Genomic DNA, 17,515 nt, shown 5'->3' with positions numbered 1-17,515 from the left:
CACCACTTCGGCGCGGACCGGAAGGATCAACTCGATGAAACGTCGTCAGGCACTCTCCACAATCCTCGCCGCCGGATCGACCTCACTGTTTCCCGCTCGATCAACCAGGGCGGCGAAGGTCTCCGCCAATGACCGGATCCAGGTCGGCGTCATCGGACTCGGCTCGCGAGGCTTCAACCTGCTGGACGATCTGCTGGCGCAGCAGGACGTCCAGATCAGCATGATCAGTGATCTCTACAACGAACATTATCGGGATCGCCAATGGGGAAAGGGCCCACGATATGGTTATCAGCCGGCTCGAGAGAAGATCCAGCAGCATGCGGATAAACACCGGAAGAGCGGGCGCGCTCAACTGCCGGCCACATTGACTACAACGCAGGCGGCCTGGGATCCAGCGTCGATCGAGAATCTGGATGCGGTCGTCATCGCCACTCCCGATCACTGGCACGCCCTTCTTACCCTGTTTGCTCTGAAGAATGGCAAGGCGGTTTATTGCGAGAAACCGGTCACGCATACTTTCGCTGAGGGCCAGGCCGTGTACCGGGAAGTTGCGAGTCAGAAGGCCGTCTTCCAGACCGGATCTCAGCAGCGCTCCGAAGACGTTTTCCAGCGAGCGGTGAATTTGATCCGGAATGGACATCTCGGAAAAGTCACGCGGTTCGAGGTCGGTCTGCCGCCCGGTTATGACCAGGCTCAGGATGATCCGACTGTGAGCGAACCGCCGGAAGGGGGATCGTACAACGTCTGGTGTGGACCGGCAGTTCCCCTGCCCTACATGCGGGCCCGGCATCACCGATGGTGGCGCGGGCACCGCAATTTCGGCGGCGGAGTATTGATGGACTGGATTGGCCATCACAACGACATCGCTCACTGGGCACTCGGCTACGAGACTTCCGGCCCGGTGCGTGTCGAAGCGAAGAACTGGGTCATCGCTGAAACACCGGTCTACAACACCCCGTTTCATTACGAAATCGAAAGCACGTACGAAGACGGCACCGTGGGGCTCATCTCCGATCGCTTTCCCGTCGGAACCCGATTCGAGGGCGAGAATGGATGGCTGTTTGTCACGCGAGGCAAGATCGATGCTTCAGACAAGAGATGGCTCGCCAAAGATTTCCAGTCCGGCGAGAAAGATGTCCTCGCCTCGCCCGGACACATGCGAAACTTCGTCGACGCCGTGAGGTTCGGCAAACCGACGATTGCTCCGGCCGAACAGGCGCATCGTTCCATCACGCCGGGCCATCTGGGTTATGTCTCGCATGCCCTTCAGAAGCCGCTTCAATGGGATCCGGCTCGAGAAGTGATCGTCAATGATCCAGCCGCCGACGAACTGCTCAAAGCGTCCGCGGACCGGGAACGGTCTGCCTGGGATTTTCTGCTGAAGCGTTGAGGAATTGATCACGGGCTCCGTCTCGAATTTTGGCCGCTCGCCTGTAGAATACACTCAGCGACGCCCGACATTCCGGACACGAGCCCTTGCGATCAAGGAGAATGCTATGGCCCACACTTCCGAACAACTGACCTCCAAAAAGTGCGTTCCCTGTGAAGGAGGCGTGCCGAAACTCACCCCGGAAGAAGCGGACGCTCAGGTTCGACAGCTGGAGGGCTGGTCGATCTGTCACGAGGGCGAACGAATTCGCAAGGAATGGAAGGTCCGCAACTTCATGGCCGGAATGAACTTCTTCAACGAAGTGGGCGAGGTTGCCGAAACTGAAGGCCATCATCCTGATCTGCGGATCTGGGGCTATCGCAACGTCGAAATCGAGATCTGGACGCACGCGATCGGCGGACTTTCCGAGAACGATTTCATCCTCGCCGCGAAGATCGACCAACTGCCCGTCGAGCTGCAGGGGAAATAGTCACCGGCGAGAGCGGAACGTTTTGGCGAGCCTTCGCGTCGAAGCGAACTCTTCGAGCCAAACGCGGGATGCGACGCGAACAAAGCGGTTACACGATCAGGACGCGGCTCTACTCGCCGTCGGGATCACCCAGTTCGCGGAGATACTGCGAGAGTTCTGTTTCCAGTTCCAGCAACTTATGCCAGCTGGGCCAGGGAACCTGAGCGGCCGCTTCGTCCGACTTCTGCTCGCCTTCGTCGACATTCTTCCCCCGCGACTGCAGAACCTGCAGGATCCTGTTGTGGACGTAGGCCAGCAGATCAGAGAGTTCACTGCGAGAATGAAGCGTGGTGAGATCCGGCAGCGGGGGACGGCCTCCGGGAAACGGTGCGGCCGGGTGGCCGTGATCATCGAACAGCCCCATGGTATCCAGGCTGGCCGCCCCATGTTCGTCCTGCGCGACGTCGGCATTCACGCCCGGCAAGGTGTTGCCGGTATCGATCAGACGATGCTGTTCGAGCGATTTGCGATGGAGTTCGTCGCAATGTTCAGTAATCTCTTCCGGGGAGCCGTAGAGAAGGACACATCGGCCGATCGTAATCAAATCGCCTGGACGAAGCACCGTCATCTGCACAGGCAATCCGTTGACCCGAGTGCCGTTCGTGCTTTGGAGATCGGTCAGAATGATCCGGTCCCCATCCAGCTGGACCTTCACGTGACAGCGACTGATTCGCTCATCGTTGAGCTGGATCGCGTTTTCTTCTTCGCGGCCGATCGTAAAAGGAACCCGCAACCGCGGGTAACATTGTCCGCGTTCGAGCCCCTGGATGATCTGTAACGAAATTGTTTTCATCGGGTTGGCCTTCACGCGTTCTCAAAAAGCGCCTGCACGCCCAACCTGGCTTCCTTGATCAGCGACGAATTCGGCACGCATACCGAATGCTGGACGGGCGTCCCAGAGAACCCGATTGAAGCGACAATCGGCAGATTGCAGACATTAACGCTGAGAGTGATGGTCGGATCATTGGCCGAACTCGACTCTGCCCTCTGGACTGCAACAGAGTAACCCAGAAAGCAGCGATCGGCTACTCCGCATCCGGGTTTTTCCGCAGCGAGACGGTCCCGGAGAAGCTTCCAGCCAACTCAGTTCGAGATCAACGACTGCGAACGAACCAGCGGCTCCTTCGGGACGACGACCGTTTCGACGGCCGGCGTGGCCGTTTCGACCATCTGATCGAAAAAGGCCGTCAGACGCTGATCATACTGCTCCGGATTCCGTGAGCGTGCCCCGTTGTGAGCCGCTCGCGGCACCAGCCAGAGATCTTCGCACTGCGTACCGAGCATGCTCTGAATCCGCTGCGAAATCGTGGTCGGCACATAGCTGTCATTCATGCCGGCAACCAGCAGGACCCGCTTCCCGCGCACCTTCGTGAAGGGGTCGGACGAGTTCAGGTAGCGACAGCCTTTCCGAAATTGCTGAGCCCAGAACGCGGCTTTGAGCGTAATATAGATGTGCCACATCGAGCCCCGCATATTGACAATCCAACCGGGAACAATCAGTCGGACCCAGCGGTGAATATAGTGAGCGATCAGCAGATCGTTGGTGTAGGCACTGTCCGCGGCGATGAAGGTGATATCCCGCAGAGAGGAGGCAGCCATCAAAGCGACCGAACCTCCTCGACTGACGCCGAACACACCAATCGGCAAGTCGCTGAACGCCGCCTGATCACGGACCCAGTCGAGAACCGTCTTCAGGTCTTCAACTTCGTATTCGGTGACCCAGTGCAGCGAATCGTACTTTTCGAGACGATCGCTCTCGCCCTGATTCCGGAAGTCGAATGAAACGACGATATAGCCGGCGTCAATCAGCCCCTGGCAATATCGCACGGCTGACCAGTGGCTGGCGATCGTTTCCGGACAGAAGACCACAACACCCCGGGGATCTTCCCCTTCCGGATGGTAGATACTGCCTCGAAGCGTCAGCCCGTCGCGGGTCGTTGCTTCGAACGGAGTCGCCTGCTTCTGAGGCTCCGCGGGTTCAACACGGAATGGCGGCATGCGATCGAGCAGTTCCATCCCTTTGCGACCGTAATACAGGCGGGAAGCCAGGTCAGCAACGACGAACAGCACAAGAGCGCCGATGAGGATCTCAAAAAACATATGCCTGTCCTAAGGCCGATCCCCGACAGAGCCTCTCAGCTCCGTGGGTTCTGCTCACGTCAAATGGCCACTGGAATCCAGTATGGCCGGGAAATTCCAGGTTCCCGCTCCCTGTTCAGATTCGAGGCACGCTCGGTCCGAATCAAGGGCCGGCTCGTAGCGAACGGTCCCGCTCATCCCAGCTTAACACACCCGTCCGTCAGTTCATTCTAACCGCTGAACTTGCGGAGGATAAGTGAGACGTTCTGACCACCGAATCCAAAGCTGTTCGACAGAGCGAAATTGACTTCGGCTTCCCGGGCGGCATTGGGCACATAATCCAGATCGCAATCGGGATCAGGTGTCTCGTAGTTCATTGTTGGTGGCAGCATATTATCGCGGATGGCCATGAGGCAGGTAATTGCTTCGACACTTCCGGCGGCAGCGATCAGATGGCCCATCATACTCTTGATACTGGAGACCGGCGTCTTCGGAGCTGCGGCTCCCAATGCTCCCTTAATCGCCATGGTTTCGACCTTGTCGTTAACGGAAGTGCTCGTCCCGTGCGCATTGACATAATCGATCTGGTCGTTGTTCAAGCCCGCGTCCCGCAGAGCCATCGTAATGCATCCGATCGCTCCCCGCCCCGAAGGATGAATGTCGGTAATGCGATACGCATCGGCCGTGCTTCCGTACCCGGCCACTTCGCCGTAGATTTTCGCACCGCGCTTTTTCGCGTGCTCAAGCTCTTCCAGGATCAGCATGCCGGCCCCTTCTCCGAGGACGAAGCCATCACGATTCTTGTCGAACGGACGAGACGCATGCTGGGGATCGTCGTTACGGGTAGAGAGAGCCGTCAGCAGGTTGAAACCGGTCACACCAAACGGGTGAATCATGCTGTGAGCACCGCCGGAAAGCATCACGTCGGCTTCACCACGTCGGATCAGTTCGGCGGCTTCGCCAATCGCCTGGCTCGAAGCGGCACAGGCGGTCAGACAGTTCAGATTGGGTCCCTGAGCGTTGAACAAAGCCGCCAGATGGCCGGCTGGCATGTTCGGTTCCTGCTCGACTTCGAAATACGGATTGAGCTCCTGCAATCCGATTTCGGTGAAGCGTTCCAGGTCGATTTCGCCATCTTTTTCAGAGCTGGAGATCAACTTCATGAACAGCGGGAAATCCTGCTGTCCTTCCCCTGCTCCAAGGTAGATGCCGAACATCGTCGGATCGAGATCCAGCTCCATGATGCCGGAATCTTTGACGGCCTGACTGGCCGCCCCAATGGCGAACTTGGTGTTGCTCGTGGACCATTTGTAGGTTGCGGGATCACTGACATAGTCGCCCAGGTTGAAGTCTTTGACTTCAGCGGCGAACTGTGTCGGGAACGACGAGGCATCGAAATGGGTGATCGGCCCGATTCCGGACTTCCCCTGCAACATCGCAGACCAGACCGTTTCGACGTCCTTGCCCAGCGGCGTCACACACCCAATTCCCGTGACAACGACACGTCTTTTCATCGGATTGCCAGCAATCACTTTTGCCCCTTCAGTTTGGCAGTTCGCGGAGTCGACCAGTCCCTGGGTCGAATTACTTCCGCCATTTTAAGTAGCCGACTGCAGCCGGCAACCACTATTCACTCCGCAGAGTCTAACAAGACCGCCATTCAGGCGTCTGCATTAATCGCTTCGCTGACGCCGTCGACGTCCAGAATGCTCATCAATCCCATCGAGAATACGAAGTTCTTCTGATCGACCGCCTGGGCCATCGAAGAATCCATCGTGTCGAGATGGGCAAAAATGATCTCACCTTCGGCCACCAGCCGATCGCCCACGTGCGCTGTGCAGTTCACGCGGCCACCTTCGGCGTTAGCTTCAAGCAGATCAACATGATACCGCAACTGGTCGCCCGGACAGGCATAGCTGGCGAACTTGATCTTCGGGACTTTCGCCAGAATCACGATGTGATCGAACTTGAACTTCTCGCCCAGCAGGATTCCTCCAGTCTGAGCCAGCCCCTCGACGATTAATGACGCCGGCATGACGGCGAAGCCGGGAAAGTGATCGTGCAGGTGTTCCTCGGCAAGAGAAACGTTCTTGATCGCCGTGGCAGACGCACCCGACTCAAACTCCACGAATCGATCGACCCAGAACCAGCGCATGTTTCAGTTTCCGCAGCAGCAAAGTTAGAGATAAAAAAGGGGCGAAGCCGCCCCAGCGGCCGTCGCCTTCTCAGGCGACAAAACGCGGTCGGATGAAGGCACGCGACGAACCTGGCGGCTGATTCGACTCAGCGCCAGGTCAGTTTCGACGTGTCGTCCATTCTGTCCAGGTTCGCGCAACCTGCATTATTCCCGCGTTGCTGCTGCACGCGACCATGCAGGTCCGCCAGTCAGGCGCTGAGCTTCCGTTCGATGAAGTTGCAGATCATCTGAACGGTGAACAGATTCTGAATGTTTTCGACCTTGGGATCTTCGGCGAGCTGATCGACGTCGGCGTGCGGCATCTTGGCACGCAGTTCGTTCAGACCGGCTTCAGTGACTTTTCCGTCCTGAACGAATCCCGAATCAGCAGCGGCGAGATTCTCGGGGAAGAGTTCTCCGCGAGGGATCTTGATGTCGAACGCCTTTTCAAGGCGGAACACGATGTCGAGAAAGTCGATCGATTCAGCACCGAGGTCGCCGACCAGCGTCGCTTCCGGCGTGACTTCATCGTCATCGACTCCGAGAGCGTCAATCAGCGTTTCCTGTACTTTTTCGTAGATTTCTTCGTTAGAGGGCATTCGTAAACTCTCCCGAGGACTGCCAGATGATTCAGTTGGACTTTCACGGATCGTCAGCGCAGACCGATAGTCCTTGTCTGCGTCGCGGCTACACGCCGTACCAGAACCATTACGACCACTGAAGGCAGTCGTCTTCTTCGCTCACTCCAGTAACCAGCCAGGGACACGATTTCAGCGGTGAGCGAACTGAAGACCGTGAACAACCCACATTTTCGCCGCGGCTTCCAGCCAGACGGCATTTCTTCGCCCCCAGCCTCCGCATTGGTCCTCGCGGAGTCTGGCTGCGAATCCAGATTGTAACAGTCGGGAAAACGAAAAACGAGTTTTCAGATCCCGCCGAGCGTCAAACCTCCGTCGACCGTGAGGATTTGCCCGGTTATATAAGATGCCTCGTCGCTTGCCAGGAACAGAGTCGCATTGGCAATGTCTTCCGGTTTACCCAGTCGACGCAGAGGAATCGCTTTTTTAATCTCGGCTTCGGCCGCATTGCGGACCGCAACAGTCATGTCCGTTTCAATAAACCCGGGGGCGACCGCATTTACGGTGATGCCGCGGCGTCCCAGTTCGGTCGCCATGCAGCGTGTCAGCCCCTGAACGCCGCCCTTGCTGGCGGCGTAGTTGGCCTGTCCCTGATTCGGGAACTCAGCGGCCACGCTGGACATGTTGACGATTCGGCCGGCCCGCTGAGACATCATCGGTCGCGTGACGGCACGGCAGAAGTAGAACACGCTGTTCAGATTTGTATTGATCACGGCGAGCCAATTTGCCGGATCCATCGTTGCCAGCAGACCATCTTTCACGATTCCCGCGTTATTCACGAGAATATCGAGGCGGTCCCACTGGTCGATCAGTTTTTCGACCAGGGCATCGACCTGAGCCTGATCGGAGACATCACACTGATGGGCAGTCACGGCCTTGTGGCCTTCGCCGGCCAGCGTCGAGACAACGTCTTCGGCGGCCTCTTTGTTGGAGTTGTAGATAAAGGCGACTTCAGCACCTTCACGAGCGAATCCTTCCACAACCGCCCGGCCAATTCCCCGACTGCCTCCGGTCACCAGAACTTTTTTGCCTTCAAAACGCATCCTGTACTCTCCAATTTCAATATCTGTTCGCCTGCCCGTCTCTCGGCAGGTCTCCTTGGATTTCACAAACTATTCTGACCGGGGGAACGGTGAGGGCCTTCGAGGCGTTGATCCACTGGTAGGATCTCTACGATCAGTCGACCATTCCCGCCCCTCGCTCCAGTGAAAGCGATCCTGCCCGACGGACCGACGGGACCGCGGAAAACTGGGGCGACTCTGCGGCTAGTTCTGCGACTGCAACAGGTAAGGCTCGGAAACCCGCTCAAGTTCCGACCAGGTCGCCTTCATATGTTCAACCAGACGGCGGTCGTTCTCCGCGAACCGCTCATCCCGCTCTCCCAGATTAAACTGCTTGAGCACCAGTCGGGCGCTGACCACTTCCGTGTCGCGAACCTTCCCCTGGGCCTTAAAGGTCCACAGCGGACCATCTTCCTTATGCTTTGATACCGTGACCTGGAGCTGGTCGCCGGGAGCGACGAAACTCTTGAATCGCAGGGCTTTGGCTTCGTCGAGCAGAATCGTGCTGTAGGCGAAGTCCGTTCCCAGTCGCATCACCCAGGCACTGGTCTGGACGAGCGTTTCCAGCATCATCACGCCGGGCATGACAGGGAATCCGGGGAAGTGATCGGCCAGATACTCTTCGGCTCGCGTCAGGTTCTTGACGATCGTCATTCCGGAGCCCGGTTTGAGTTCTGTCACGACGTCGATTAATGAAAATCTCACCAGGTTCTCCGCGGGATGACCCTACACATGTCGAGGGAATCGAGTTACATTTGATTTGCGACACAATAGCCCTGCTGACCAAGTTATTTCAATCGATATCCCATGAGCTGTCGGAAATTACACCCGATCACAGCGGTGAAACCGATCTGCCCCTGGCCTTTACCTAAACACCTGCACACCAGCAATGCCGCTGAGTCAGGATCTCCCCAAGATTGAAGCTGCGATCGCTGGTAATGCCATGAGACAGACGTTCCCCTGTTGTTTCCGCACACCTTGCCTTCTGGCCTCCATTCTGGTCCTCTGCCTGGGACTCTCAGGGTGCGGCGGAGAGGACACGTCCAGTGTTCCGCCCCCTGCTCCACCGAAGCCGGCGGCAGTCGCACCGCCTCCCGTGCCCGTTGGTGGAAAAGAAGGCGGTGGTCGAGAAGGCGGCAATCGGAACGTTCCCAAAGCGCCTCCCAAGCCCGCAGTTGTGGAGGTCGACGATGCCGATCGGGAGAACCTGTTCATCGAGCAGCCCGAAGGTGGCAACTACCTGGCGATGGCCGACGTCCCGGAGAATCGGGGGCTCAATCCGAACTACATGCAGGCAATTCCGCGTCCGACCGACGTTCTTCCCAACGAATTCCGAATTGAGGAATCCCCTCAGGATGCGAGCTCGGGCCGTAAAGGTCGCTTCACGCTTCCCCAGCGGTTCGTGGAACTCCCCGAATTCGGATACGACGCCTCCGGCTGGCCGAGACGGATTCGCTGCGAAGCCGATCAGTCTGTGATGGCCTACATTCCGGAGGGCGTTTTCATTCAGGGCAAGAACAACGCCGATGCGAATGTCAGCCCGGAGATTTCCGCCTATCTATCCTCTTACTATATCGATATCCACGAAGTCACGAATGAGAACTTCCGCAAGTATCGTGAGTTCATCTCTCAGACGAGCGACCGGGGCCCTCAACCTCCGTTGAGCGAGAACGCGCCGCCGGAGCACCCCGTCGCCGGCGTACTCTGGCGGGATGCAGTGGCATACCTGGAAGCCATTGGAAAGACACTGCCCACCGAAGCGGAGTGGGAAAAAGCCGCTCGTGGAGCCGGCGGGTTCGATCATCCCTGGGGATTCGGTCGAGCCGCCTGGCATGAACCACGGCAATTGATGCAGAAATCCCCGGTGATGAGTTACCCGGCGGACCTCAGTCCGTATGGCGTCTTCGACATGGCCGGAAACGTCAAGGAATGGTGTGCTGACTGGTATCACGCTGAAGCTTATAAAATGGCCGTTGACGACTCCGGCCAGGTTCCCCGGGACTGGCAGGGTCCGCAAAGTTCGGAACCGAAGTTCACGCGGGTCGTAAAAGGGAATGGCCCCGACTGGACCGTGTGGCATCGCGAAGGGCTCGGCATGAGCGACCGCGATCCGCAGGTCGGCTTCCGTGGTGTACTCCGAATTCCAGCTCCAGCCGCCCCGTAGGGCGTCCGTGGCGACGACGCTCTGGCCAATCGTCAATCAATACAGTCCGCTACCGTGACGCACCAGCGGCCTCTCGACAGGAGCGTGTCGAGCGATCCCCTCCCCCTCAGCTGCTCGCGCTGCGATAGCGGCCGATCGACCAGAGGAAGATCCGGCGTGAGATGAAGAAGAAGATGATCGTCGAGACCACCGACCAGATGGCCAGCCAGGAGGGTTCCAGAGTCATCGAGAGCAGAATCCGTGCAGGAACTGTGACGACGAGCAGGATCGGCAAGGCGAAGCTGAACAACATCCGCAGTGCCTCGGCGAGCGCCCCTCCCGTATAGATCTGCTGCGGATAACGGGCGAAGACCGTGACGTAGAACCAGAAGTCGTAAAGCCCCTGATTCCTTCCGAACCAGACACTCGTGCTGGCCAGAATGATCATCAGACAATAGAAGAACAACACCCCGGTCCCGATCAGCAGAACATACATGATCGCATTGACGGCGCTGACGGGACGTCCGAGCGTGATAATGGAATAGGCCAGGAGCACACCGGCCAGCAGAATCTGGTTCATCATTGCCAGATTCAGTTTCTCAACCGAGATCAGAAACTGGGTATCGATCGGCTTAAGCAGAACGAAGTCGAGATTACCCGTCCGGATCAACTCGCTGAAGTTCGCGCAGTTCGGCATGAACAGGCTTTCGATGATCGCATTGATCAGCATGCCCGTCGCCATGAACCCGAAGTACTCGGCTCGGTTCCAGTCGGCTATGGAGTCGACGTTCCGGTAGATGATCTCAAAGAGAATCAGCTGGGCGGCAAACCAGAAGCCGCGTGTGATGACCGTGATCAGAAAGTTGCTGCGAAACGACAGTTCGCGGACGACCGAATTCTTCGCGCAGCGGAGCCACACTCCGAGATAGTCGGGACGAAATCGTTCCGGGCTCGACTCAGCCGATGGCATGACTTCACTCAGGAAAGATGGACCTGACCGTCTCCGGCGACCACTTCACCGAGACGGAAACATTCGATGGACTGACCCGAAAGAGTCTGCTCGACCTGATCGGCGGCTGCCGGATCGATCACGAGAACGAGTCCGATCCCCATATTGAAGACGCGGAACATCTCGTCGGTGGCGACGCCCCCCAGTTTCTGCAACCACGACATGGCCGCCGGAACCGACCAGCTGTTCCGCTGCAGGCGGGCATCGACCGAATCGGGGAGCACCCGAGCCAGATTCTCCTGCAGCCCTCCGCCAGTGATGTGAGCGATGGCGTGCACGTGAGGGCGCATGTCCGGCACGTCGAAGACCGACTGCACCGACTTAACGTAAATCTGCGTCGGTTTCAGCAGCGTTTCGCCAACGGTGGACTTCAACTCGGGAACATCGTCGTTCACGGTCAACCCGGCGTGCTCAAAGACAACTTTGCGGATCAACGAGTAACCGTTGGAATGGAAGCCTGTTGACGCCAGTCCGAAGACGACATCGCCCGGCTTCACCTTCTCGCCGGTGAGGACTTCGTCCCGTTCGACAACGCCGACACTAAAACCGGCCAGGTCAAAATCGCCCCGGCTGTAAAGATCGGCCATGATGGCGGTCTCGCCGCCAATGAGCGCCATCCCGGCCTGCTTGCAGCCATCGGCGATGCCGGTGACGAGAGCTTCGGTCAGCTGAGGATCGTCGTGACTCATCGCGACGTAATCGAGGAAGAAGAGTGGCAACGCTCCGGTGCAGAGGCAGTCGTTGACGCACATCGCGACCAGGTCGATGCCGATCGTATCGAAGCGATTCGCCAGTTGAGCGACCTTGATCTTGGTGCCCACACCATCGGTGCCCGAGACCAGCACGGGGTCCCGATACTGTCGGCCTTCCGAGAACAGGCGAAACAGACCGGCAAAGCCCCCCGGGAGCGGCATCACGCCGGGTGTTGTGGTCCCCTGCACCAGTTTGCCGACACGACGCATCGACTCTTCGTAAACGTCGAGGTCCACTCCCGCGGATTTGTAATCGAGTCCGGACACGTTGATCTATTTCCTGTAACTGTGCCGTAGTACTTCGCGGGTTGCTAAATACCCAGCGGGCTACGACGTTGAAGTTCCCTCGCCCCCTTTGGGGAAGAGGGTTAGGGTGAGGGGGAATACGGGTTCCATGATCCCCAGGCCGTTGAAGTCAACTGAACCGCACGTCGCCGGTTGTTCGCCCCCTCATCCGCCCTTCGGGCACCTTCTCCCCCGGAAGAGGGCGAAGGGACATTAACTGATAGACGCACCCTGCTTGAGTGAACCTACACCTCGAAGCTGTCGGCATCGACGTAGGCATCGATGACGGCTCGTTCGCCTTCCTTGCCTTTCTTCGAGTTGCCGTGCTCCATGCCGACAATCCCGTCGAAACCTTTGCTGTGAATGTGCTTGAAGACGTTGCGGTAATTGATTTCGCCCGTTCCCGGCTCCTTGCGGCCCGGGTTGTCGCCGACCTGGAAGTAGGCGACTTCTTCCCACGCATGGTCGATGTTCGGGATCAGATTGCCTTCGGTGATCTGCTGATGATACAGGTCGAAGAGAATCTTGCAGCTGGGGCTGTCGACCGCTTTGCAGATCTGGTAGGCCTGCGGAATCTTGTGCAGGAAGAGTTCGGGATGATTCGCAAAGTGATTGAGCGGCTCCAGAACCATGATCAGCCCGGACGGCTCGCAGATCTCCGCACAACGCTTCAGGCCTTCCACGACGTTGGCCGTCTGATAGCCCATCGGCAGCTTGTGATCAAAGATCCCCGGAACAACGGTGACCCACTTGGCGCGAACCCGTTTAGCCAACTCGACCGACTTTCGAAGGTCTTCGAGGTAGACGTCCTGAAATTCCTTCTTGCCGGAAGCGAATGTCGCATCCTGGAAGCTGCCGGTCGCGACGAAGACGCCCATCTCCATATCAAGGCGTTCCAGCGTCTTCGCGATCAGATCCTGCTCTTCTTTCGGACGGGACAGCATCCGGTTGTCTTCGAGAGCCCGGAAGCCTTCCTCGTGCATGAACTCGAGTTGAGCGACCAGATCGTCGCCGGCACTCTGGCGGAACATGCCGAAGTGGGGAGCATACTTCAACTTGAAGCGGCTGTCCGATGACTTCGACGAGTCTTCGAACGCTCCAAAGGTTGATCTGGCGGCCAGCGTTCCACAGGCCATGATTCCAGCAGCGAGCACTTCCCGGCGTTGCATCTCAGTTCTCCTTGTCTTCAACTTTTAAACCGCTCTACTGTCCCAGGCCCATCAAATAAAACGCTCTGGGAGCAGGAGACTGCAGCAGTTCCTGCAGAATGGATCCATCGGACCGCATCTTCGCCGTCCCCATGAGGACGTCGACAATATTGGGAGGATAGTCGTATTCGATGACGCGGATGTTTTCGTTGCCCAGTTCGCTGGCGAGCGTGGCAATCGTTTCGTCCAGAAAGCTGATCTGATCAATCATGCCGCTGGCCATTGCCTGATCGGCGGTAAAGACGCGGCCGGTTGCCAGAGCCTCGATTTCCTCCCGGCTCAGGGCCGGACGTCCTTTCTCGATTACGCCGAGGAATTTCTGGAACGCGTCGTCCATAATTCCGTCCCAGACTTCGCGGTCCCGTTCCGAGAGCGGGCGAAACATACTGAGAGAATCTTTGAACTCCCCGGTTTTGAGCGGTTCCGATTTGACGCCGATGTTGTCGGCCAGTTCCGTCAGATTGTAATGCGGAATGATCACGCCGATCGAGCCAGTCCAGGTTGTTGGCTCGGCGAAGATTTTGCCTTTCTCGCCCGATCCCATGGCGATGTAATATCCGCCAGACGCCGCAATTCGCCCCATCTGCACGTAGATCGGTTTCGTCTCAGCGAAAATACTGAGCTTGTGATAAATCTGATGACTGTCGGCGACCAGCCCGCCGGGACTGTCAACGACCAGAACCATCCCTTTGACGTCGTCGTCCTCGGTCGCGTGGTCGATCTGTTCGATGATCTGCTCGGTGAACGGGGGCATGATCGTAGTGTCCACCCGGATCACCGCGAGCTTGTCCGTGGCTGTTTTATCCCCAGAATAATAGCGTTCGAGCGGCCCTTCCATGTCCCCGAAGTAGTTTTCGCTCGACGAGAGCAGCGTAAAATTCATCAGAACGGAAAACAGAAGCAGGAACACGAGGAGACGCATTCCCCAGCGAGACCGCGTCGTCGACTGAGCCTCGATCACGAGACGGACGACTTGTTCTCCATTCCGCGCGGTGACTTCCGACGCTTTGCTGCCGGAATCTGGTTTCTCATCAGCCATGGTCTCTCCGTAGGAATCAGAAGCCTCCGTTGAGCGGGCTTCGGACTGCGTTATAGGCATTCTGCAGGTCGACTGCAATCATCGCATTTTACGCAGAATTCAGTAACCGGGCCCCCGCTTGAGGAAATTCGAAGGTTTTTCTGAAAAATCTCAAAAACGGCGTCCCGCTTGCGACATCACTCCCGCTATGCGACTTGGGGAACAGGAGAGCGGGCGTTAAGCGTGGAATTCTCCGTCGTTTCCTGAGAACGATCGACTGAACACGTAAGAAGGAAGGCGAAGCAATGAACATAAAATCAACACTCGCAGTGGTTGCGGTGCTTGGACTCGGACTGGCGTTGACCCCCAGTTCCGCACAGGCCGGCGGCGTGACCTTCAGTTTCGGTTATGGCAATCATGGCCATGATCATCATCACCATCACGGGTATGGAAGCCGGTACGGACATCGGGGGTTCTACTCCCCTTATTCGCGTGGGTACGACTACGGACGTGACTACTACCGTCCCAGTTATCGATACCGCGTCCCGCACTACGATTATCATCCGGGACGACTCGAACACCACGGGGATCATCTGCACTACTACCCCGGCCACTATCACCTGCACCGGTAAACGTTGACGCGTGATTCGGTGATCCAACGCATTCGGGCACCCGCCTGGATGCGTTTTTTTTTTGCGCGGCCGCCCTTGTGTCGCATCCGCTCGACCGACGAGCGGTGTCAGATCAGCCTCTTTGAACAGTTTTGAAGAAAAGCGGGAAAGTCATGTCCCCACACCAGACCCGATTCCGCTTTGCGACCAGAGGCGGATCGAAACATCGAATCTCTCCTCTTAACAAAATTGCGAATTGAATTGGGCCATACGAAAGAAGGCGAATGATGACTATTAAAACTCTGATCGCAGCCGTTGCCGTTCTGGGACTCGGACTTGCGTTTTCTCCCTCCGCCCATGCAGGTGGTGTGAGCGTCAGCTTCGGATACGGGAACTACGGCGGCAATTACGGGAACTTCTCGTACAACAACCGGAACTACAACCGCAGCTACGATCGGCATGGACACCATGACCACCACGATCATGGCAACCGCAGCTTCTACGGCAATAACCGAAGCTATCAGAACTATGGAGGGTACAACTCGTACGATTACTCGCGTCGCAGTTCTTACGGACGGAGTAATGCGGGTTGCCAGTTTCAGCCGCGGGTCGATCATCACGATGGTCACCACGGTCGTCGCTGGTAAGCATTAAGAGTCCACGGTCCCCCAAATCCAGCCAACGCCCTCGAATTTTTCGGGGGCGTTTGCTTTTGTGTTTTTTGCCCTCTGCACTTGCTCCCGCCGCACGAAGCGGTTGTGATAAGGAGAGCCAGTCTGCTCATCCGCTCGCGAACCGCTAACCACTCAGGACCTTCCCTATGGATTCTTCCTCGCCGGGTTCAATCAGCCTGATGATCGATCAATTGCAGCAGGGAGAAACGGCTGCTCAGGCGGAACTCTGGAATCGCTATTTCGAAAGACTTGTTCCCCTGGCCCGGAAACGGCTCGGCGGAGCATCGCGGCGGGTCAGCGACGAGGAAGATGTCGCGCTGAGCGTGATGAACAACTTTCTGAATGGAGCGGCTCGCGGGCAGTTTCCGCATCTGAAAGATCGCGAGAATCTCTGGGCTCTGCTCATTGTGATGACCCAGCGCAAGGTCACCGATCAGGTTCGGCATCAGCACGCAAAGAAACGAGGCGGCCGCAATGTTCGCGGCGAGTCGATCTTCATGAAGGCGGGCGATGCGGGAGCGAACGCCGGCTGGGACGTTTTTCTGGGTGAAGACCCGACGCCCGAGGTCATGCTCGCTCTCGACGAACAGCATGCCGCTCTCATGGAAGAACTGGGCGACGACACCCTGCGCGAAATCGCCCGGCTCAAGCTTGAGTCGTACACGACAGACGAGATCGCGGAGAAACTGGGCGTGACGTCGCGAACGGTGAAGCGGAAAGTCGCGCTCATTCGCGAGAAATGGCTCGCTTACGGCGATGCGGCGTTCGGCCCCGCCGAATGATCAGATCGTGGGAATGACGACGCCACGATTCCTTCCACTGTCTGGTTCCAGTATTCTGCAGAAGTACCGGGGAACGCCGTTCCCTGCTGAGTGGCCTCTGTCTGAATCCTGCTGCTGATGAACTTGCGGACTCTGTTAATCCCCGGGGAAGCTGATCGTCTGGCCGTCGTTCGCCGGCCCGTCATCGTCGTCATGCTGCTCAGTCTGCTTATCGGAGCCGGGACACTTGGATTTCGCTATTTCCGGGACTCGAGCTGGTTGGAGTCGGTCTATCTCGCGGTGGTCACGCTGACCACTCTCGGCTGCCGCGACCCAGCCAACAACCCCACGACCATGGCGTTCGTGGTCGTGTATCTCGGCATGGGTCTGGGACTGTTCAGTTACAGTCTTTTCACGCTCGGGCAAAGCCTGCTCGATCCGCAGTTTCGTCAGTTCTGGAAGCAACGACGTATGTTGAACCGCATCAACGCTCTGAGTGACCATCACATTGTCTGCGGATTCGGCCGGATGGGCTCGACGATCTGTCAGTACCTCGACCGGAAGAACAAGCCGTTTGTTGTCATCGACACGAATGTCGATGCGCTGGAGGCCCGCTGTGCTCCCAACAACTGGCTCTACATCGTCGGCGACGCCACGGATGACGTCCATCTGCACCAGGCCGGAATTGCCCGCGCCACCGCACTGGCCTCCGTGCTTCCGTCTGACTCCGACAACACCTACGTCGTTCTCTCGGCTCGCATGCTCAACAACGATTTGCAGATTGTCGCGCGAGCGAGTGATGACAAAGCGATCGAAAAGATTCAACGAGCCGGAGCCACGCGGGTGATCAGCCCATTCAGCAGTGGCGGCATGAGGATGGCCCGCTTCATGCTTAACCCGTCCGTCGAAAGCTTTGTCGAAGTCACCGACGAACACGACTCCGATCTCGAACTGGTCGATATTCAGGTCAGCGAAGGGAGTCCGCTCATCGGTCAGCGTCTGGCAGAAACCCGCCTCGCCGAACGCGGCGTCATGGTCCTCGCCATCCGCCGCAGCACCGGAGAACGCCTGATGCCTCCCCCCGGCCCCACAGAAATCCAGGCCGGCGATAACCTGTTCGCCTTCGGCCACTCCGACAAAGTGGCCACGGTGATCGCGGAGTGTGAGGGGACGTAGGCTCACGATTCTTCCTCGTTCGTGAG

At 57.8% G+C, this 17,515-nt stretch carries 18 protein-coding genes; 7 read left to right on the top strand and 11 right to left on the bottom strand.

Annotated elements, in window-relative coordinates:
* Window positions 1-34 precede the first annotated feature (34 nt).
* On the top strand, window positions 35-1,390 hold the full coding sequence (locus L1A08_RS09110; protein ID WP_238756026.1) for a Gfo/Idh/MocA family protein: 1,356 nt from the start codon (window positions 35-37) through the stop codon (window positions 1,388-1,390).
* 106 nt (window positions 1,391-1,496) lie between these two features.
* On the top strand, window positions 1,497-1,859 hold the full coding sequence (locus tag L1A08_RS09105) for a 4a-hydroxytetrahydrobiopterin dehydratase (protein ID WP_238756025.1): 363 nt from the start codon (window positions 1,497-1,499) through the stop codon (window positions 1,857-1,859).
* Between the two features lie 109 nt (window positions 1,860-1,968).
* On the opposite strand, the gene L1A08_RS09100 is transcribed toward L1A08_RS09105, so the two are convergent.
* The 7 genes from L1A08_RS09100 to L1A08_RS09070 form a co-directional block, all read right to left on the bottom strand.
* Window positions 1,969-2,691, bottom strand: coding sequence for an FHA domain-containing protein (locus L1A08_RS09100; protein ID WP_238756024.1), 723 nt, complete (start codon window positions 2,689-2,691; stop codon window positions 1,969-1,971).
* Window positions 2,692-2,981: 290 nt separating this feature from the next.
* Window positions 2,982-3,998 carry an alpha/beta hydrolase gene (locus L1A08_RS09095; protein WP_238756023.1) on the bottom strand — a complete coding sequence of 339 codons (1,017 nt, stop codon included), beginning with the start codon at window positions 3,996-3,998 and terminating at the stop codon, window positions 2,982-2,984.
* A 209-nt stretch (window positions 3,999-4,207) separates the two neighbouring features.
* Entirely contained in the window at window positions 4,208-5,491 is a 1,284-nt protein-coding gene (gene fabF / locus L1A08_RS09090; RefSeq protein ID WP_238756022.1) for a beta-ketoacyl-ACP synthase II, read from the bottom strand.
* Window positions 5,492-5,637: 146 nt separating this feature from the next.
* A complete protein-coding gene (locus L1A08_RS09085; RefSeq protein WP_238756021.1) occupies window positions 5,638-6,132 on the bottom strand; it encodes a 3-hydroxyacyl-ACP dehydratase FabZ family protein in 495 nt (164 codons plus the stop codon).
* A gap of 230 nt (window positions 6,133-6,362) precedes the next feature.
* Complete coding sequence (locus L1A08_RS09080; protein WP_238756020.1) at window positions 6,363-6,752, bottom strand: acyl carrier protein; 390 nt, start codon at window positions 6,750-6,752, stop codon at window positions 6,363-6,365.
* Between the two features lie 326 nt (window positions 6,753-7,078).
* Entirely contained in the window at window positions 7,079-7,834 is a 756-nt protein-coding gene (gene fabG, locus L1A08_RS09075; RefSeq protein WP_238756019.1) for a 3-oxoacyl-[acyl-carrier-protein] reductase, read from the bottom strand.
* A gap of 222 nt (window positions 7,835-8,056) precedes the next feature.
* The gene (locus L1A08_RS09070) at window positions 8,057-8,557 is read right to left on the bottom strand and encodes a 3-hydroxyacyl-ACP dehydratase FabZ family protein (RefSeq protein ID WP_238756018.1); all 501 of its coding nucleotides are present in this window, start codon (window positions 8,555-8,557) and stop codon (window positions 8,057-8,059) included.
* 238 nt (window positions 8,558-8,795) lie between these two features.
* Between L1A08_RS09070 and L1A08_RS09065 the strand changes: the two genes are divergently transcribed.
* Window positions 8,796-10,016, top strand: coding sequence for a formylglycine-generating enzyme family protein (locus tag L1A08_RS09065; protein WP_238756017.1), 1,221 nt, complete (start codon window positions 8,796-8,798; stop codon window positions 10,014-10,016).
* 106 nt (window positions 10,017-10,122) lie between these two features.
* On the opposite strand, the gene L1A08_RS09060 is transcribed toward L1A08_RS09065, so the two are convergent.
* From L1A08_RS09060 to sppA, 4 genes are all read right to left on the bottom strand, one after another.
* A complete protein-coding gene (locus tag L1A08_RS09060) occupies window positions 10,123-10,965 on the bottom strand; it encodes an ABC transporter permease (protein WP_238756016.1) in 843 nt (280 codons plus the stop codon).
* A gap of 8 nt (window positions 10,966-10,973) precedes the next feature.
* A complete protein-coding gene (gene purM / locus L1A08_RS09055) occupies window positions 10,974-12,023 on the bottom strand; it encodes a phosphoribosylformylglycinamidine cyclo-ligase (RefSeq protein WP_238756015.1) in 1,050 nt (349 codons plus the stop codon).
* 263 nt (window positions 12,024-12,286) lie between these two features.
* Complete coding sequence (locus L1A08_RS09050) at window positions 12,287-13,210, bottom strand: hydroxypyruvate isomerase family protein (protein ID WP_238756014.1); 924 nt, start codon at window positions 13,208-13,210, stop codon at window positions 12,287-12,289.
* A gap of 34 nt (window positions 13,211-13,244) precedes the next feature.
* Window positions 13,245-14,288 (bottom strand): signal peptide peptidase SppA, encoded by a 1,044-nt coding sequence (gene sppA, locus L1A08_RS09045; RefSeq protein ID WP_238756013.1) that lies wholly within the window; start codon window positions 14,286-14,288, stop codon window positions 13,245-13,247.
* Between the two features lie 284 nt (window positions 14,289-14,572).
* Here sppA and L1A08_RS09040 point away from each other — a divergent pair, with 284 nt between their 5' ends.
* From L1A08_RS09040 to L1A08_RS09025, 4 genes are all read left to right on the top strand, one after another.
* A complete protein-coding gene (locus tag L1A08_RS09040; RefSeq protein WP_238756012.1) occupies window positions 14,573-14,899 on the top strand; it encodes a hypothetical protein in 327 nt (108 codons plus the stop codon).
* A 266-nt stretch (window positions 14,900-15,165) separates the two neighbouring features.
* Entirely contained in the window at window positions 15,166-15,525 is a 360-nt protein-coding gene (locus L1A08_RS09035) for a hypothetical protein (protein WP_238756011.1), read from the top strand.
* 173 nt (window positions 15,526-15,698) lie between these two features.
* Window positions 15,699-16,334, top strand: coding sequence for an ECF-type sigma factor (locus L1A08_RS09030; protein WP_238756010.1), 636 nt, complete (start codon window positions 15,699-15,701; stop codon window positions 16,332-16,334).
* Between the two features lie 117 nt (window positions 16,335-16,451).
* Window positions 16,452-17,489: a potassium channel family protein gene (locus L1A08_RS09025; protein ID WP_238756009.1), complete on the top strand. Its 1,038-nt coding sequence runs from the start codon at window positions 16,452-16,454 to the stop codon at window positions 17,487-17,489.
* Window positions 17,490-17,515 lie beyond the last annotated feature (26 nt).

Source organism: Rubinisphaera margarita (genome assembly GCF_022267515.1).
GTDB lineage: Bacteria > Planctomycetota > Planctomycetia > Planctomycetales > Planctomycetaceae > Rubinisphaera > Rubinisphaera margarita.
This window is presented reverse-complemented; position numbering and strand designations above follow the sequence as displayed.

What these genes read in the sequence shown, in the direction of transcription:
- sppA (WP_238756013.1), bottom strand. Translation starts at nt 14,288, where the DNA reads ATGGCTGATGAGAAACCAGATTCCGGCAGCAAAGCGTCGGAAGTCACC.
- L1A08_RS09080 (WP_238756020.1), bottom strand. Translation starts at nt 6,752, where the DNA reads ATGCCCTCTAACGAAGAAATCTACGAAAAAGTACAGGAAACGCTGATT.
- L1A08_RS09100 (WP_238756024.1), bottom strand. Translation starts at nt 2,691, where the DNA reads ATGAAAACAATTTCGTTACAGATCATCCAGGGGCTCGAACGCGGACAA.
- fabG (WP_238756019.1), bottom strand. Translation starts at nt 7,834, where the DNA reads ATGCGTTTTGAAGGCAAAAAAGTTCTGGTGACCGGAGGCAGTCGGGGA.
- L1A08_RS09085 (WP_238756021.1), bottom strand. Translation starts at nt 6,132, where the DNA reads ATGCGCTGGTTCTGGGTCGATCGATTCGTGGAGTTTGAGTCGGGTGCG.
- L1A08_RS09040 (WP_238756012.1), top strand. Translation starts at nt 14,573, where the DNA reads ATGAACATAAAATCAACACTCGCAGTGGTTGCGGTGCTTGGACTCGGA.
- L1A08_RS09060 (WP_238756016.1), bottom strand. Translation starts at nt 10,965, where the DNA reads ATGCCATCGGCTGAGTCGAGCCCGGAACGATTTCGTCCCGACTATCTC.
- L1A08_RS09105 (WP_238756025.1), top strand. Translation starts at nt 1,497, where the DNA reads ATGGCCCACACTTCCGAACAACTGACCTCCAAAAAGTGCGTTCCCTGT.
- L1A08_RS09095 (WP_238756023.1), bottom strand. Translation starts at nt 3,998, where the DNA reads ATGTTTTTTGAGATCCTCATCGGCGCTCTTGTGCTGTTCGTCGTTGCT.
- L1A08_RS09025 (WP_238756009.1), top strand. Translation starts at nt 16,452, where the DNA reads ATGAACTTGCGGACTCTGTTAATCCCCGGGGAAGCTGATCGTCTGGCC.
- L1A08_RS09050 (WP_238756014.1), bottom strand. Translation starts at nt 13,210, where the DNA reads ATGCAACGCCGGGAAGTGCTCGCTGCTGGAATCATGGCCTGTGGAACG.
- L1A08_RS09035 (WP_238756011.1), top strand. Translation starts at nt 15,166, where the DNA reads ATGACTATTAAAACTCTGATCGCAGCCGTTGCCGTTCTGGGACTCGGA.
- fabF (WP_238756022.1), bottom strand. Translation starts at nt 5,491, where the DNA reads ATGAAAAGACGTGTCGTTGTCACGGGAATTGGGTGTGTGACGCCGCTG.
- L1A08_RS09030 (WP_238756010.1), top strand. Translation starts at nt 15,699, where the DNA reads ATGGATTCTTCCTCGCCGGGTTCAATCAGCCTGATGATCGATCAATTG.
- L1A08_RS09110 (WP_238756026.1), top strand. Translation starts at nt 35, where the DNA reads ATGAAACGTCGTCAGGCACTCTCCACAATCCTCGCCGCCGGATCGACC.
- L1A08_RS09065 (WP_238756017.1), top strand. Translation starts at nt 8,796, where the DNA reads ATGAGACAGACGTTCCCCTGTTGTTTCCGCACACCTTGCCTTCTGGCC.